This is a genomic window from Acidimicrobiales bacterium (assembly GCA_035533095.1).
Taxonomy (GTDB): domain Bacteria; phylum Actinomycetota; class Acidimicrobiia; order Acidimicrobiales; family Palsa-688; genus DATLUM01.
On the sequence record DATLUM010000056.1, the window covers coordinates 82,027 to 97,499 of the forward strand.

The following is a 15,473-nucleotide window of genomic DNA, read 5'->3' on the forward strand; positions in this document are numbered from 1 at the left end:
GGATCGGCGGGTGACTCACTTCGCGCAGGACGAGAGGCACCAGCTGTGCGAGCTGCTGCTGGAGGTCGGCCCCGACGCTCCGACGCTGTGCGACGGATGGAACACGCTGGATCTCGCTGCGCATCTCGTCGCGCGCGAACGACGCCCCGACTCGCTGCCTGGGAACGTCGTCGGACCGCTTGCCACCCACACCGAAAAGGTGCGCTTGAGCACGAGGGAGGGACGAGGGTGGGAGGAGTTGGTGTCGGTCTTGCGGTCGGGACCACCGGCGCCGCTGAAGCTCGTCGACGAGCCGTTCAACACGATCGAGTTCTTCGTACACCACGAGGACATACGGCGGGCATCGCCGGGGTGGGAACCTCGCAAGCTCCCAGACGAGATGAACGCGGCGCTCTGGGCCCGCCTGAAGGTGATCGGGCGTGTGCTGACTCGCAAGTCACAGGTCGGCGTAGCGATCGAAGCTTCCGGCTGCGGCCACGCGTCCCTCAAAGGCGGGAGCCCTCTTGTGACGATCCGCGGTATGCCGGGCGAACTGGCGCTGGTGACCTTCGGCCGCGGCGATCACGCCCGGGTCGAATACGACGGCGACGAACTATCGATCGAGCGCCTGAAGCACGCGGGGTTGGGTCTTTGAGCTGACGAGATTCGCAGAATTGCCTGAGCGATAGCGGCACGAACCTCTTTAGACCGAAGACCTTTCATGAGGTAGGTATGGCCTTCGCCGAAAGTTCGACCCAGCGGCTGTCGGCGATCCGCGCCAGAGCATCCAGCTGCCGGCGCTCCTTGAAATGCCACGGACGGCCGCTGCGCCCGAGGACGATGGCACGACCCGACGATGTCATGCGCGCCCAGGCCACATCGTGGGCGCCGTTGCCGGAATCCGCCGCTGCCGGCGACGCTTCGCTGCCGACGAGGAACGCGCTCAACCACACCGCTTCTGGGGCCGGCCCGACGATGGCGTCGGGCTGGGTAGCGCCGGGCTCGACCACAGCTGCCCAGTCGGCTCGGAAAGCTCTCACAGCTGCCATCGCGAATCCGTCCAGCAACGACGAGACCCCGGCATGCGCCACCAGCTCCGCGGCGATCTCGAGCGCGTCGAGACGCGGATCGACCAGCTCGTCGTCCACTCGGCGGACGTCCTCCACGTCGACGCCGTCGACTTCGGCAACCTCCGATACAAGAAGGTCGACTAGTTCCGCGTCCGGAAGGTCGATCACCAGCTCGTCGATCGCCCTGCCCACTCCCCGCTCGAGGATCTCGATGCCCACGAGATCGCCGCGTACCGCTCCTATCCGGCTCGCAACAGCGCCGAGCGCGCCGGGGCGGTCAGGGACCCACACCCGCAACACGTGAAGCACCACTCCGGCACGCTACCGCCGGATTGTGAACGCGTCGTTTCGGGGCTGGCACGCCGGCGTTACGACAGGAGTGGCGCCGCTCCCACCTCGTCTGCCGGGGGTTCTGGTGGGGACGGCTCGGCTTCGGAACCGGGCGCCGACAGCAGGCCGCGGTCTCGCTTCGCGTACACGTCGACGCGTTCCTGTCCAGAAAGGGACTGGATGGCGGACATGATCTCGTTGGTGAAGTCGCGCAGGCCCGCTGAGTCACCGTCGTGACGCGGTGCCGCCCACCGCAACGGCTCCCCCATCCGCACCTCCACCCGCTTGAACGGGCGGAGAGTCTTCGCTCCTATCGGTTGCACCTCCGCAGTACCGAACTGCGCGACCGGCACGACGGGTGCGCCGCATTGCATCGCGAGCCGTGCAACACCCGTGTGCCCCTTGTAGAGCCGCCCGTCCGGGGAGCGGGTCCCCTCGGGATAGATGCCGAGCACGCCACCCGAGTTCAGCACCTCCGCTGCGGCGATGAGAGCCCGCTCCGACGCGGACCCGCCACCGCGCTTGAGCGGGATCATCCCCACCGCGCGGAAGAACCAAGCCGTCTTCCAGGTCTCGAAGTACTCGGCTTTCGCCACGAATGTCACCCGCCGGCGCACCACGAGAGGCAGAAAGATGCTATCGATGAACGACTGGTGATTCGACGCCAGGATCACCGGGCCGTGCCTCGGAACGTTGTGGGTTCCGGAGGACTTCACCCGGAACAGAAGGCGGAGTAGCGGCGTGACGACGAACTTGATCGCCCAGTAGGCCATGCTGGGCAACTTAGGTGATTTAGCCGAGTTTGGTAAGGGCTCTCTTGAGGTTGCGCACCGCTTGATGGATGCGCTGCTCGTTCTCTATCAGGGCGAAGCGCACGAAGCCCTCTCCCCCGCGACCGAAGCCCACGCCGGGCGACGTCGCCACCTCCGCGTCCGTGACGAGGAACTTGGAGAACTCGAGCGATCCCATCTCCTGGTAGGGCTCGGGGATCGGAGCCCAGACGAACATCGTGCCCTTTGGCTTCTCGAGTTGCCAACCGATCCGGTTGAGCCCGTCGCACAGAGCATTCCGGCGGGCGTGGTAGATCTCGTTGACTTCCTTCGGGTATTCCGGCGCTTCGTTGAGAGCGACGATCGAAGCGATCTGGATCGGTTGGAACGTCCCGTAGTCCAGGTAGCTCTTGAGCTTGGTGAGGGCGGCGACGATCTGCGGGTTCCCGACCATGAAAGCGACGCGCCACCCGGCCATCGAGAAGCTCTTCGTCAACGTGTAGAACTCGACCGCGACGTCCTTCGCGCCCGGAACCTGCAGGATCGACGGCGGCTGGTAGCCGTCGAAAGCCGTGTCCGAGTAGGCGAAGTCGTGCACCAGGATCACGTCGTGCTCGCGTGCGAAGTCGACGATCCGCTGCATCCAGTCGAGGTCGACGCACTCCGTCGTCGGGTTGTGGGGGAACGAGAAGACGATCACCCGCGGCCGCGGCCACGTTGACTCCCAGCTCTCCATCAGGTTCCCGAAGAAGTCCTGATCGGGGCCTAATCGGACCTGCTGCACGTCCGCACCTGCGAACAGCGGTGCGTAGATGTGGATCGGGTAGCTGGGTGTGGGCACAAGGGCGGTGTCGCCGGGACCGACGAGAGTCCACATCAAATGCGACAGCCCCTCCTTCGCTCCGATCGTCGTGACCACCTCTGTGTTGGGATCGAGCTCGACCCCGAAGCGACGCAGGTACAGGTTCGAGACCGCGAGGCGCAGCTTTGGGATACCCCGGGAAGCGGAGTACCTGTGGTTCCGCGGGTTGCGAGCTGCCTCTGCGAGCTTCTCCACCGCTACCTGGGGGCTCGGGATGTCGGGGTTTCCGAATCCCATGTCGATGACGTCACGGCCTGCGTGGCGCGCGTCGTCACGGAGCTCGTTGATGATGGCGAAGACGTAGGGCGGCAGCCCGTTGATACGGCGGAATTCCACTCTCCGAGCCTACCGGAAGGGTGCCGGCCGCCCCTCCGCATTACGGGCGAGAAGGCCCGCTCCTATGGCGCCGGCCTTGGGGCCAAGGGTCGCGAGGAGCAACCGTGTGCGATCGCGCGTGTCCGCCGCCTCGACCATCCCCGAGAACCAACGACGCACCGGTCCCATCAGCGCCTCCCCCGCCGATACCAGCCCGCCGCCGATGACGATCATCTCGGGGTCGAGCGTGTTGGCGAGGTTCGCCAGGCCGAGCGCGACCCACCACCCGAACCGGTCCATGATCTCCGCGGCGGATCCGTCACCCTCCAGTGCCGCCGCCGTAACGTGCTCGCCGCACACCGCCGCCGGGTCGCCTCCGGCCAGTTCCAGCACCCGGCGCGCGCTTCCTCCGGCCGCTGCCTGCCTGCCGAGGACGCCCAGCGCGGCCCCGGACGCGAAACGCTCCCAACAGCCGTTCCTGCCGCAAGGACACGGCGGGCCGGAGGGGTCCACGACCATGTGGCCGATCTCCCCGGCAAAACGATGCACTCCCTCGACCAGCACGCCCCCGCTCACGATCCCCCCGCCGATGCCGGTTCCGAGAGTCACCAGGAGCACTTCGGCGGAGCCGGCGCCCGCCCCGAGGGTGTGTTCGGCCCAGCAGGCGGCGGTCGCGTCGTTGCCCACCCACAGGGAGGCGGACGGGAAGCGCCGCGCAAGAGCGTCGAGGAGCGACGTACCGGAGATTCCCAGCAGGTTCGGGGCGAATCGAACCGTGCCCGACGGGTCCACCAGACCGGGCACCCCGATCCCGATCGCACGAGGGTTCCCTCCGCACAGCGCGGCCGACGCAGCTGCGACGGCGTCGACGAGCTCAGAGCCGGACCTCGGGCTGGCGACGGTCGACTCCGCGCCCGCTGTGTGTCCCTCCTCGATGCACAGCGCAAGCATTTTCGTCCCGCCGAGGTCGATACCGAGCGGCGGTCCCTGCATCAACCGCGGCTCTGCATCAACCGGTGACCCTGGCGAGGAGCCGGCGCATCCCCCCGAGCCACCGATCGCGGTCCTCGACCTTCATCTTCTCGTAGTCATGAACCTCCGGGTGCGGAAGCACGAGGAAGGTGTTCGCCCGGATCGCGGTGACCACCGCCTCCGCGACCTGCTCCGGTTCGATGATGTTGCCGCTGGCTGTGAGCTCCGCCTGCCCGCTCGTGTCCGACTGCACCATCGGAGTTCGCACACCTTGCGGGCACAGGCAATGGAACTGCACACCTGATCCGCCGTAGTTGACGGCCAACCATTCGGCGATGGCCACCGAGGCGTGCTTGGTCGCGGTGTAAGGAGCCGACTGCATCATCATCAAAAGACCGGCCGCCGACGCGGTGACGACGAACGCTCCGCTTCCGCGCGCGGCCATACCCCCGACGACCTCCCTCGCGGCGTTCACGTGCGCCATCCCGTGGACACGCCAGCTGGCCTCCCAATCGGAGTCCTCGCCGAGACCGGCACCTACGGCGATACCGGCGTTGGAGCAATAGACATCGATCGGGCCGAGCCTCGATTCGACCGCTTGGACCATGCCCCTGACTGCGGCCGGGTCGCCGACGTCTGCGCCCAGCCCGATGGCACCCTCGACGGCCGCGGCCGCGTCCTCAGCCCTGGCCCGATCGAGGTCGACGACCGCCACCCGGCACCCCTCCGCGGCCAACCGCTCGGAGAGAGCGCGCCCGATCCCGCCCGCTCCACCGGTCACGACCGCCACCGCTCCGCGCAACTCGAACTCGCTCATGATGTTCAGGCCCTCGACGTCGCTCAGGGCAGGTTCTTCTCGATCGCCGACACCAGCTCGTCCGAGCCCGGTTCGACGATCGGTCGGAAGCGGCCGACGATCTCACCGCTCGGCGAGACGAGGAACTTCTCGAAGTTCCACTGGATGTCGCCGGCGTTGCCCTCCGCGTCGGGGTTGTCCGTCAGCAGGTCGTAGAGGGGATGGCGGTCATCCCCGTTGACATCCACCTTCTCGGTCAGCGGGAACGTCACGCCGTAAGTCGTCGAGCAGAACGTCTGGATCTCCTCCGCGTTCCCCGGCTCCTGCCCGGCGAACTGGTTGCACGGCACGCCAAGGACCGAGAACCCGCGGTCTGCGTAGCGCTTCTGAAGCTCTTCGAGACCGGCGTACTGAGGGGTAAGGCCGCATTTGGACGCCACGTTCACCACCAGCACCTCGCGGCCGTTGAACTCGGATAGGTCCAGCGGCTTGCCGTCAAGCGCCGATATCTGCACGTCGTAGAAAGACATGCGCGAGACCTTACGTCTCTGCCGCCGCCTCTGCCTCGCCGGCGCCCTCGACCCTCGCTCTGAGCTCGCGGAGCGCGGTCCCCATGATCCTGCCCTCGGCCCGGCGCTTCACGAAACCCGGCAGAGGCACCCTGAGATCCACGACCAGCGTGTAAACGATCTCGGTGCTGCCGTCTCCGCTGGGGACCATCTTGTAGGACCCGTCGAGCCGGCGGGTGATATCGCCGGCGACCTGCTTCCAGGAAAGCTCGCCGGGAGCCGCGCTGTAGTCGTAGTGGAGGGTGTAGGAGGTGCTGCGCCCGAACGCCGCCGCCCGGAACGTGACCTCGAGCGCGTTGCCGTCCGCGTCGCGTTCGTCGATCGCCACCGACTTGATGTCGGCCGCCCACTCCGGGTACTCCTCGAAGGTGGTAAGGACCCCGAAGCAGTGCTCGGGGGTCCCGCGGATGATCATCCGCTCGGTTACCTGCTCCTCCACGCCCGGCGAACCTCCTCGTATCTGCGCGACACCCTGGCCGCGCTGAGGACGGTAGTCGCCCCACCCTGGGCGCGGGGGTTACCCGGCCTTTTCCAAGGCGTCCGCCAGCCGGCCGGCGAGCACGTCGTAGGAGTACTCGGTCTCCGCCCGTGAGCGTGCCGCTTGGCCCTGCCGCGCTGCGAGCGCGGGATCCGACAGGAGCCGGTCGATCGCCGCGGCCACCGCCACCGGATCAGAGGGGTTCCCCACCACGATCCCGGTTTCGCCGTCCACGACTGCCTCCGCGGCGCCACCGCTGTCGCCGGCCACAGCCGGCACTCCCGCAGCCGCCGCCTCCAGGAAGACGATCCCGAAACCCTCCTGCTCCAATCCCCCCCACCTGGATCGGCAACACAGCGCGAACACGTCGGCGCACGCGTAGAGGGCGGGCAGGTCCACGCCGGGAACGCGACCCATCAGGTGCACCGGTGCGTGCAGCCTGTCGACGAGATGCTCGAGGCGCACCTTGTCGCGTCCCGATCCGGCGATCGCGAGCGTGAGGCCCGGGTGGCGCCCGCCCGCACTGAGGCGAGCGCACGCCTCGATGAGGGTGTCCATGCCCTTGCGCGGAACGAGCCGGCTCACGCTCAGCACGAGCGGTCCACCCGCCGGCAGACCCAGGCGCGCCCGTGTGCTGGCGCGCTCGATCGCCGGGAGCGGAGAGAAGCGGGACGTGTCCACGCCGGGCGGGATCCGCACCACCGGCGGAAGGTTCTGCTCCGTGTGGCGCGCCTCTGACTCGGGGTACCCGCCCGCCGCGATCAAGAGGGATGCTTCGCGAAGCACGCGCGCCAGCACTTGTTTCGTGCCGGGAAGCCGACCGGGAACCGTCACCTCCGCCCCGTGCAGGACGGCCGCATAGGGAATCCCGAGGCTCGGGCCGATCACTCCGAGCGGCACGGCCGGATCGATGACTACAAGGCTCGCGCCCACCTCCTGCGCCAGCCGGCGAACCCGTCTCAGCAGAACCGGGTTGGGGAGCAGCACCGGCTCGCGGGCGCGGACGATCCTGAATGCCTGCTCCCGGTCGAACAGGTCCGAGTCGACGTGGGGGGTCGTGAGCACCGTCACCTCTTCGGGAGGCAGCCGCCGCCATAGCTCCCACAGGTAGGACTGGATGCCCCCGATCTTGGGGGGAAAGTCGTTGGTTACCAGCAGATGACGTGTCACGCGTGCGCCGCTTCATCTTCTCTGCTCTCGACGGAACTGGCCGCTCGCAGCTCCGCGAGCACCTCGGGGTCTCGGTCAGCCGAGACCAGAACCAGCACGTCGGTTCTGCCCAGGCGCGCCGCTGCCCACACGGCATGTGCCCTGACCACGGGCTCTTGGTGGCGGAGAGCACCGACGAGCGCCCTCACGACCTCCGGCGAGGAGGGGTCCGCGCTGTTGCCGAGCGCGATGAGAGCGTTGCGGCGAAGGTGCGACGGGTCGCGCTTGGGGATGTACCAGCGCCCGAAGCGATCGAGTAGTTCCTCGTCGCCGGCGTCCAGCAGGGCGAGGAGATCCACTTCGTCCAGTGAGTCGTCGTCGGCGGGCGGGGGCGGCCGCCGGCGGAACGCGACGAGGTTGACGGGGCACGCGTCCTGGCAGTCGTCACATCCGTAGATCCGGCTTCCAGCAGCAACTCTGAGCGCCCGCGGGAACATGCCAGGGGCCTCGAGCAACCAGGCAAGGCAACGCCGGCCGTCCAGGTGACCGCTCCCGTCGAGTGCCCCGGTTGGGCACGCCTCGACGCACCGCTTACACGGGCCGCACCCGTCCACGACCGGCCCGGGCGTGCGCGAGTCACCGGGCGTAGGACGTTCGGTCGCCAACGGTTCGGCCACCTCGATCGGGGCATCGGTCACAACCGAGCCGAGGACGAACAACGATCCGTGTCGCGGGACCAAGACGTTGGTGTTCTTGCCGTACCAGCCGATGCCTGCGCGCACCGCTGCCGCGCGATCGACCAGCGCGTTGTCGTCAACGAGGACCTTCGCGCGCCAGCCTTCCTGCGACAACCGCTCGGCGATGCCGCAGAGCGCGTTCCTCAATACGCGGTAGTGGTCGCTCCAGGAGTACATGGCCACCGAGCCTGCCGGGCGAGGCGGTCGGGTCTCCTCGCGGTTACGCGTGCGAGGGGTGCGGCCATAGCCCTTCGCGCCGACGAACAGAGCACGCGCGCCCGGCAAGGACCTCGCCGGGTCGCACGAGCGCCCGGGATTCCTGTAGGTGAATTGCATGCCGGCATCCCGGCCGGCGTCCAGCCCGTCCTCGAGGGCGCGCCGCGCTTCGTCGAAGGGCCGCGCACTGCATATGCCGCAGGCGTCCAGGCCGGACTCCCTGCCGATCGCCAGGAGCCGAGAAGCAAGGTGCTCGCTGTAGCCCTCGCCCAAACTCAGCCCCTTGATCGCCGGCTTCCGTTGCCTCCTGCCCTCGGCACCGAAGCCGCCCGTCGGGACCCGCTTCCGTTCGTGTTAACCCCGCCCGAGCGGACGCCGCCAGGGGCATTGCCGTTGTGCCCGACGCGGACAGCCTTGAGTGGTCTCTGCCGGCGCGCCGCTGCCTCTGTGCTCTTCGCACTCTTGGTCCTGCTTGTCACAGCTGGCTTGGCAGTCCTCTTGGCCGCCCGCACGGAAGAGGCAGTTGGCTTGGCCTTCAGGGGAGGCTTTGCCGGCTTCTTCGAAGCGGGCGCCTTCTTTGCAGCAGCCTTCTTCTTTGCAGCAGCCTTCTTCTTGGCGACAGGCACCTTCTTCGCCGGCGACGCCGCCGCGCTGGACTTGCTGGCCGGGCGAGCTCGCTTCGCCGGCTTCGCTGCTTTGCGGGCCCTCGCCGGCTTGGCCGGAGGGCTCGGTGGTTCGCTGGCCACCGGCACGGCTGGAGGCGCGGGAGGCACGGCAGGAACCGGCCTTCGCAGAACCCTCATCGGCAACAGGCCCTTCACCGGAGGAGCGTGGCGGCTTGGGTCGACGAAACCCAACTCGGTCGCCTGCCGGTTCCCCGGTGTCAACGACCCAGCCCCATCGTCGAGCACCCACTCCGCGTCGAGTTCTCTGCCGCGCCAACGGTGCTTGAAGCGGATGACCCATTCGTTTTCCGCCAGCTGGAACGCGGTCCACAGCTGATCGAACTCGTCGTCGGCCAGCCTGATGCCGCGGTCCGCGAGGTTGCGCAGCACCGAGGGCCCCAATGGCCGGTCGGACTGACCCCTCCGCTGCGTCCTCATGGTCGTCGCCTGCGCGCGCTCCACCGCGGCGGCCTGCTCGGCGAGGACCGGCGCGGCGAAACGCTCCACCCATTCGATCGAGACGCCGGCCTCCGCGGCTACCTGAGCGACTGTCCGCCCGGCGCGCAGCCGCGTCTGCATCTCGCGGGGGCTCAACGCGCTCTCGACGCGCGTACGGTTGGGCTCCGCGGCGGCCCGGGCCGCAACGTCGTAACCGACGCGCGTCCGCCGGGCGTGGTCGAGTTGTTCGAGGAACTCCTCGTCCATGATCACCACATACCCGCCTGTTTTCGAACCTCGCCTGCCGGCGAGGATGATCCCATCGTGATCGGAGGTGAAGCCGACGAGGTGGAGCTGTCGCACAGGCGCCCCCGGCGCGCTGAGCCCGCCAGTCGGGCTCCTTACCGGCAAAGTAGCAGTTGGGGACGCCTGCCTAGGTGATGGTGACGGCCCGATATGTCCCGCGCGAGCTGGGTTTCAGCCCGACGCCGACGCACGTCCCCGACTGTGGCGGAACGGGGGGACCAGACCGGAACGGCCGAGCATACGGATCGCCCGCTCCTCCGCGACGTCGATGATGACGGCGTCGTCGGGGTCGCGGTCGCATATGAACGACACCACGCACCCCTCGCACGCCGCTGTGTGTTGCATCGAGCAATCTCCGCAGCTGATGGTCAGCGAGGTCATGCAGCCATCATCTCAGCAGGGTGTGACGGCGACGGCTGTCAACCTACGGGGCCGCGGCCCAGCACCGCCAGCAGTTGGTCCACCGATATGACGTTCGCTCCGAGGTAGGAAGTGGCGTCGCGGACACGGCGGTCGTTGGTGGCTACGACCACCGGCCGCTCCGGGGGGACCGAGTCCACCGCGCCGATGATGACGTCGTCAGCCTCGATCTCAGAAGGAGAGAACTCCACCCGCAGCTTCCCGCGCACCGCCGGCGGTGGCTGAAGGCGGTTGCCGCGGTCGGTTCCGTCGAACACGAGCAGAACCTCGGTCCCGGCGCGCATCACAAGTTCGGCGAGGGAGTCGACCAGGCGTCTCCTCTGCTCGGCGAGGTCGAGCGACGGCCAGGATGTGAGCGTCACGTTGTACCCGTCGACGGCGAGCAGGACCTTCGCTCGGCGAACCAGATGCGCAGCCGCTTCGGGTGAGTCCTCAAAGGTCGCCGGGGGAAGAGGCAAAGGCGTCCGCCGGCGCCGGCTCGGCTGCGCGGATGTGGGCCGAGCGCCCGTCGCGGCATCGTCTCCGGGAACCGGTTGGACTGCGTCACCGGGTGCGCTTTCGCCGGCGTCGCCACGAGTTCTATCGCTCGTCTCGGTGATCCCGCCGATGTCGTCGGCAAGCGCCCGGGCCCCGGCTTCGGCCCGCGCCAAGCGGGCGCGCAATTGAGACACCTGCTCTTCGGCCTGGCGTGCACCGCTCTCCGCTTCCTCGGCGCGCTCGCGCGCGGCCTCCAACTGCTCGCGCAGGTCCGTTAGAAGATGCTGGTCCGCCACCCTCTGTTCGGACGCCTCGGACAGCTCGGCGGAACGGGAATCGATCCGGGCGCCGAGCTCCTCGTTGACCGAACGGATCTGCTCGATCTCACTCCGTGCCGCGTGGAGCTGGCTGCGAAGATCCCGGAGTTCGTCCTCGTGCGCGCGGTCGTCCTTCCTCCGCTGCGCGGCGGCGCCGCGAAGCTCGTCGCTGACGGCCTTGAGCGCGACCAGCTCCGCCTGGGCTCGTTGCAGCGCCGATCTGACCTCGGCGAGCTGCTTGGCCGCCGCCTGCGCTTCCCTCTTTTCCCTCTGCTTGGTCTCTTCGCCGGCGGCTTCTTCGACGAGGCCTTCGAGCTCGGACTCCCAACCCTCTGGGCGCACGAGCCACAGCCAGGACGGCCGCCCGAGCACGGTCTCGTCGGTCGCCGCGGCCACCACCCGTTCGCGGAACTCGTCGTCGGATTCGAGGACCTGGCGCACCGTCTCGAGCATCCGCTCGGGGAGGCGGGCGACGCGCATGATCGGGCGCAGGCGCCCCGGGACGGGAAGCGGCGGCCTGCCCTGCGAACCCACCTTCGCCACCGCCCACGCCAGCTCCAGCGCCGGCCGCAGCATGGAGACCGGCGGCCTGTTCGCCTCCGTCTCAGCCATCCCGGGATGGTACCGGCGCCGCCGGCGCCCGAAGCCCCGCACGCCCGGGTACCTTCTGCACATGGTCCACGCCTTCGTTCTGATCGACGCCGAGCCCGCCCGCGTCGCGGACCTGGCCACGGAGCTGGCCGAGCTCGACGGCGTGGCCGAGGTCTACTCGGTAGCCGGCCAGGCGGACATCGTGGCCGTCGTGCGGGTCCGGAGGCACGAGCAGCTCGCGGACGTGGTGACACGCGGCATCTCGCGACGGCCAGGCGTGATCGACACGAGGACGCTGATCGCGTTCCAGTCGTTCAGCCGCCACGACCTCGAGGCGATGTGGGACCTCGGCTCCGGCGACTAACCCGCCGCCGCTTCGCCTGAGATCTTCACCAACCGTTCCAGGCGGCCCGCGGCGGCGCCGGAGTCGATCGACTCGAACGCCAGGTCCAAGCCCACCCGGAGATCGGCGGCGAGCCCGGCCGCCACCAGGCCGGCCGCGGCGTTCAGCGCGACGATCTCCCTGCGGGGGCCGGGCTCCCCCTCCAGCACCGACCGAGCCAGCCGCGCATTGGTCTCGGCGTCGTCACCAAGAAGGTCTGCGAGCTTGCACCTCTGGAGACCAAGCGCGACCGGGTCGACAGTGGAGCACGTCAACTCGCCGGCGGACCACCGGTACATGCTCGATGGACCGGTTGTGGACAACTCGTCGAGCCCGTCGGCGCCGTGCACCACGATCACGTCCGTCGCCCCGCCCGCCGCGAGCACGCCGGCCATCTTCTCCGCCATCGCGGGGTCGCCTACGCCGACAACCTGCCGGCGCACCCGCGCAGGGTTGGCCAGCGGACCGAGGAAATTGAAGGCGGTCGCGACTCCCAGCTCACGCCGCACAGGGATCGCGTGACGCATCGCTGGGTGGTACCGGGGCGCGAAGCAGAACCCGATGCCCGCCTCCTGGATGCAGCGCGCGACGCCCTCCGGCCCGAGGTCGATCACCACACCCAGCGCCTCCAGCACATCGGCAGAACCCGCCTTCGAAGAGGCGGCCCTCCCCCCGTGCTTGCACACCGGCGCTCCAGCACCCGCAACGACCAACGCAGCCACGGTCGACACGTTGATCGTTCCGGTCCGGTCTCCTCCCGTCCCGCACGTGTCCACCAGGCGCGGCGCCAGATCGTCGGGCACCACGACGCGCTCAGACGCGTCGAACATCGCCGCCAAGAGGCCGCTCATCTCCTCGACTGTTTCGCCCTTGCACCGCAGGCCGAACATGAACGCCGAGATCTGTGCAGGCGTCGCGTTGCCATCGAGCACGTCGCACATCGCGGCCGCGGCTTCGGCGCTGCTCAGGTGCGCTCCCGCGACGAGGTGGCTCAGCACCCCCGGCCAGCCGCCGAGATCGTCGATGGTGGGCTTCGCTGTCATCCGGTGCGAAGTCTTGCAGGCCGCACGTCTTGACCGGCAGCGCCGGCGGTGCCCGGTTCAGGCGGTACGGCGCCGGCGGCGCAGGATCCGCCTCCGCTCCCGCTCGGTCGCTCCGCCCCACACGCCGTCCTTCTCCCGGCTCTGCAGCGCCCATTCGAGGCAGGCCTGCTGGACGGGGCAGGAACAGCAGATCGCCTTCGCGTCCCCAGCGTCCTCGTCGGTGACGGGGTAGAAGATGTCGGGATCGACGCCGCGACAAGCGGCCCGCTGGCGCCAAACCAAGGCTCTCGGGGTCTTCAGGTCGAGCTTCGTAGCATCCATTGCTGGTTCCCGTCCGGTGTCCGATGCGTCCGCTTGCTGAGGGCGTGCGGGCCAGGAGGTCGTAGTCTGGCCTAGGGTTCTCGTAGCTGTCTACCCCAATAGGTCCTCGGAGAGACTGCCTTTCGTGGCATCCGACAGGGCCGTCTGGTGGCGGTACTCGGGGTGGTCGAGCGCCAGCGCCACAAGGCCGGACTGGAAGTCACGGATCTGCTCGTCGTTGAAGGAGAAGTTGACGTAGTGGACCGAGGCCGTGACCTCGTCGCGGGTCAACTGGGCGGCGTGGGCCCCCTCCACGGTCGCCAGGACCGAGTCGCCGCTGGGCAGCAGAAGCTTGACGGTCTGCTCGATCCCGACAAGCCGGGGCAGCCAGTGCTCCATCTCCGCTCGCGACGTCAACTCCAAGAACATCGTCGCCGACAGGTGGCCCTTCTCCGGGATGAGCGGGTTGTACGTGTCGAGCTCCCCCAGGATCGCCTCGTCGCTGTACAGCTTCTCGGCCCGCGCCATCTCCTGGACCTGGAAGCGGATCGTGTCACGGTTCTCGAAGACGAAGCTGACGACCGGGCCGACGGCGACCCGCCTCAGCTTCTTCAACGCGATGATCCTCTCTCTGTAGGACTGCCTCTCCCTTTCATAGGCCCTCGCATCCGCGATGTCGTCGAGGGTGAGAGTCGCGTTCGGTCGTGCCGCCATGTCAGTCGTGCTCCTCGGGTATGCCGTACGCCCGTGCCATGAACTGCAGCGGGTGCAGCGGAATCTTTCCGGTCTCCTGGATGATCGCTCCGTTGGCGAGGTGGCAATCGCCTACGACAACCTCGGCTTCCGAGCGGTCGATCGCCTCGGCGAGAGGCTTGGCGACCTTGCGCGCCAGTTCGTAGTTCTCGCTTCGCAAGCCCCAGGTGCCGTCGATCCCCGAGCACTTCTGAACGAGGATGACCTTGGTGCCTGTGAGCTTGACGAGGTCGCGGCTGCGAAGGCCGATGTTCTGCGCCTGCAGGTGGCAGGGTGCGTGGTAGGCGGTCGTGTCAGGCACTTCGCCGGCGAACTCGGTGTCAATCGCAGTCTGCTCACCCTTGTGCAGCCGCCACAGGTACTCCGACGCGTCATAGGTGTGCTCCGCCACGAGGCGGGCGTCGTCGGTCTTCAGGTATTCGGGGTAGTCGCGCTTGAGGACGTAGCCGCACGTGGGTTGCGGCACGACGATGTCGCGGCCCTCCCGGACGATTTGCGCCAGTGCCTCGACGTTGCGTGCAGCCTGCTTGCGGAACGGCTCGAACTCACCGCTGTGCAGCCAGGGAGCGCCGCAACAACCGTTGGCCGTCGCGAGCTCGCAATCGACACCGTTGCGCTCGTACACCTTCACCAGGTCCTTGCCGATGCCCGGGTTCTGGTACTCGACGAGACAGGTGGGAAACACCGCTGCTCGCGCCTGTTCCGCGCGCCCGAGGGAGACGCCACCGCGCGCCTTGCGTTTCTTGAACCACGTGCTGAATCGCTCCCGAGCGTAAGGAGGAAGGATGCGCTGGGAGGCCAACCCCACCGTCGCGTCGATGAGTTTGCGCATGGGGGAACCGGGAGTGCGGAGCATCGCGTTGGTGAGCGGCGCGGTCAGCGTGCCCACCTTGCCGAGCAGGTCGGTGCGGGCGAGCGCCTGGGTGGTCAGCTTGCCTTTGAGCGTGCCACCCGTCTTGTTCTTCACCGCCTCAGCACGAAGGATCATGCGAGGGAAGTCGAGCTGCCACTCGTGGGGCGGTATGTACGGGCACTTGATGTAGCAGAGCTTGCATTGGTAGCACTCGTCGACGACCTGATCCTGCTCCTCGCGGCTGAGAGCAGCGACGTCACCGTCGCGGGCATCGATGAGATTGAACATCGTGGGGAACGCGGGGCAAAGCGACAGGCACAACCGGCACCCGTGGCACAGATCGTAGACCCGGGTCAACTCCGATCGGAGGTCCGCCTCGTCGTAATAGGCGGGATGGTCAGGGTCGTACGTGGTCGTCAAGGTCCTGCCTTTCGTCGTGGCGTCCGGCCCGGTGGTCGGACATGCTCTTCGCCGGCGGTCGTCGCCGGCGGTTCCGCCCGCTCCTGCTCGTCGCTTGGCCCGACTTGGCGGTTGACTCCTCGGCCGGTTGACTCCTCAGCCGCTCGACTCCTCAGCCGCTCGACTCCTCAGCCGCTCGACTCCTCAGCCGCTCGACTCCTCAGCCGCTCGACTCCTCAGCCGCTCGACTCCTCAGCCGCTCGACTCCTCAGCCGCTCGACTCCTC

General features: G+C 68.3%; 18 protein-coding genes. 2 read left to right on the top strand and 16 right to left on the bottom strand.

Annotated features, from left to right (window positions below):
• The first annotated feature begins 10 nt into the window (after window positions 1-10).
• A complete protein-coding gene (locus tag VNF71_07685; GenBank protein ID HVA74432.1) occupies window positions 11-634 on the top strand; it encodes a TIGR03085 family metal-binding protein in 624 nt (207 codons plus the stop codon).
• Window positions 635-698: 64 nt separating this feature from the next.
• On the opposite strand, the gene VNF71_07690 is transcribed toward VNF71_07685, so the two are convergent.
• The 12 genes from VNF71_07690 to VNF71_07745 form a co-directional block, all read right to left on the bottom strand.
• The gene (locus tag VNF71_07690) at window positions 699-1,361 is read right to left on the bottom strand and encodes an ACT domain-containing protein (protein HVA74433.1); all 663 of its coding nucleotides are present in this window, start codon (window positions 1,359-1,361) and stop codon (window positions 699-701) included.
• 56 nt (window positions 1,362-1,417) lie between these two features.
• Window positions 1,418-2,152 (bottom strand): lysophospholipid acyltransferase family protein, encoded by a 735-nt coding sequence (locus VNF71_07695; protein HVA74434.1) that lies wholly within the window; start codon window positions 2,150-2,152, stop codon window positions 1,418-1,420.
• Window positions 2,153-2,171: 19 nt separating this feature from the next.
• A complete protein-coding gene (locus VNF71_07700; GenBank protein HVA74435.1) occupies window positions 2,172-3,347 on the bottom strand; it encodes an aminotransferase class I/II-fold pyridoxal phosphate-dependent enzyme in 1,176 nt (391 codons plus the stop codon).
• 9 nt (window positions 3,348-3,356) lie between these two features.
• A complete protein-coding gene (locus tag VNF71_07705) occupies window positions 3,357-4,319 on the bottom strand; it encodes an ROK family protein (protein ID HVA74436.1) in 963 nt (320 codons plus the stop codon).
• 16 nt (window positions 4,320-4,335) lie between these two features.
• Entirely contained in the window at window positions 4,336-5,115 is a 780-nt protein-coding gene (locus VNF71_07710) for an SDR family oxidoreductase (protein HVA74437.1), read from the bottom strand.
• Between the two features lie 23 nt (window positions 5,116-5,138).
• A complete protein-coding gene (locus VNF71_07715) occupies window positions 5,139-5,624 on the bottom strand; it encodes a glutathione peroxidase (protein ID HVA74438.1) in 486 nt (161 codons plus the stop codon).
• Window positions 5,625-5,634: 10 nt separating this feature from the next.
• Window positions 5,635-6,102 (bottom strand): SRPBCC family protein, encoded by a 468-nt coding sequence (locus tag VNF71_07720; protein HVA74439.1) that lies wholly within the window; start codon window positions 6,100-6,102, stop codon window positions 5,635-5,637.
• Between the two features lie 78 nt (window positions 6,103-6,180).
• Complete coding sequence (locus VNF71_07725) at window positions 6,181-7,311, bottom strand: glycosyltransferase family 4 protein (protein ID HVA74440.1); 1,131 nt, start codon at window positions 7,309-7,311, stop codon at window positions 6,181-6,183.
• Window positions 7,308-8,516 (bottom strand): tRNA epoxyqueuosine(34) reductase QueG, encoded by a 1,209-nt coding sequence (gene queG / locus VNF71_07730; protein HVA74441.1) that lies wholly within the window; start codon window positions 8,514-8,516, stop codon window positions 7,308-7,310. The genes VNF71_07725 and queG overlap by 4 nt, the downstream gene beginning before the upstream one ends.
• Before the next feature lie 2 nt (window positions 8,517-8,518).
• Entirely contained in the window at window positions 8,519-9,709 is a 1,191-nt protein-coding gene (gene sepH, locus VNF71_07735; GenBank protein HVA74442.1) for a septation protein SepH, read from the bottom strand.
• 114 nt (window positions 9,710-9,823) lie between these two features.
• Window positions 9,824-10,033 carry a hypothetical protein gene (locus tag VNF71_07740; GenBank protein ID HVA74443.1) on the bottom strand — a complete coding sequence of 70 codons (210 nt, stop codon included), beginning with the start codon at window positions 10,031-10,033 and terminating at the stop codon, window positions 9,824-9,826.
• A gap of 38 nt (window positions 10,034-10,071) precedes the next feature.
• On the bottom strand, window positions 10,072-11,478 hold the full coding sequence (locus VNF71_07745; protein ID HVA74444.1) for an NYN domain-containing protein: 1,407 nt from the start codon (window positions 11,476-11,478) through the stop codon (window positions 10,072-10,074).
• Window positions 11,479-11,539: 61 nt separating this feature from the next.
• Between VNF71_07745 and VNF71_07750 the strand changes: the two genes are divergently transcribed.
• Entirely contained in the window at window positions 11,540-11,821 is a 282-nt protein-coding gene (locus VNF71_07750; GenBank protein ID HVA74445.1) for an Lrp/AsnC ligand binding domain-containing protein, read from the top strand.
• Here VNF71_07750 and trpD read toward each other — a convergent pair.
• The 4 genes from trpD to VNF71_07770 all read right to left on the bottom strand — a co-directional run bounded on the left by trpD (window position 11,818) and on the right by VNF71_07770 (window position 15,208).
• Complete coding sequence (gene trpD / locus VNF71_07755) at window positions 11,818-12,882, bottom strand: anthranilate phosphoribosyltransferase (protein ID HVA74446.1); 1,065 nt, start codon at window positions 12,880-12,882, stop codon at window positions 11,818-11,820. The genes VNF71_07750 and trpD overlap by 4 nt on opposite strands.
• 57 nt (window positions 12,883-12,939) lie before the next feature.
• Window positions 12,940-13,203, bottom strand: a complete 264-nt coding sequence (locus tag VNF71_07760; protein ID HVA74447.1) for a WhiB family transcriptional regulator — start codon at window positions 13,201-13,203, stop codon at window positions 12,940-12,942.
• Between the two features lie 90 nt (window positions 13,204-13,293).
• Window positions 13,294-13,896, bottom strand: a complete 603-nt coding sequence (locus VNF71_07765; GenBank protein HVA74448.1) for a DUF3501 family protein — start codon at window positions 13,894-13,896, stop codon at window positions 13,294-13,296.
• 1 nt (window position 13,897) lies between these two features.
• Entirely contained in the window at window positions 13,898-15,208 is a 1,311-nt protein-coding gene (locus VNF71_07770; protein ID HVA74449.1) for a heterodisulfide reductase-related iron-sulfur binding cluster, read from the bottom strand.
• Window positions 15,209-15,473: the final 265 nt, after the last annotated feature.

Bases quoted from the DNA above. Each gene is read 5' to 3' on its own strand.
- VNF71_07695 (HVA74434.1), bottom strand. From the start codon at position 2,152: ATGGCCTACTGGGCGATCAAGTTCGTCGTCACGCCGCTACTCCGCCTT.
- VNF71_07705 (HVA74436.1), bottom strand. From the start codon at position 4,319: ATGCAGGGACCGCCGCTCGGTATCGACCTCGGCGGGACGAAAATGCTT.
- VNF71_07710 (HVA74437.1), bottom strand. From the start codon at position 5,115: ATGAGCGAGTTCGAGTTGCGCGGAGCGGTGGCGGTCGTGACCGGTGGA.
- VNF71_07715 (HVA74438.1), bottom strand. From the start codon at position 5,624: ATGTCTTTCTACGACGTGCAGATATCGGCGCTTGACGGCAAGCCGCTG.
- VNF71_07740 (HVA74443.1), bottom strand. From the start codon at position 10,033: ATGACCTCGCTGACCATCAGCTGCGGAGATTGCTCGATGCAACACACA.
- VNF71_07745 (HVA74444.1), bottom strand. From the start codon at position 11,478: ATGGCTGAGACGGAGGCGAACAGGCCGCCGGTCTCCATGCTGCGGCCG.
- VNF71_07750 (HVA74445.1), top strand. From the start codon at position 11,540: ATGGTCCACGCCTTCGTTCTGATCGACGCCGAGCCCGCCCGCGTCGCG.
- trpD (HVA74446.1), bottom strand. From the start codon at position 12,882: ATGACAGCGAAGCCCACCATCGACGATCTCGGCGGCTGGCCGGGGGTG.
- VNF71_07760 (HVA74447.1), bottom strand. From the start codon at position 13,203: ATGGATGCTACGAAGCTCGACCTGAAGACCCCGAGAGCCTTGGTTTGG.
- VNF71_07765 (HVA74448.1), bottom strand. From the start codon at position 13,896: ATGGCGGCACGACCGAACGCGACTCTCACCCTCGACGACATCGCGGAT.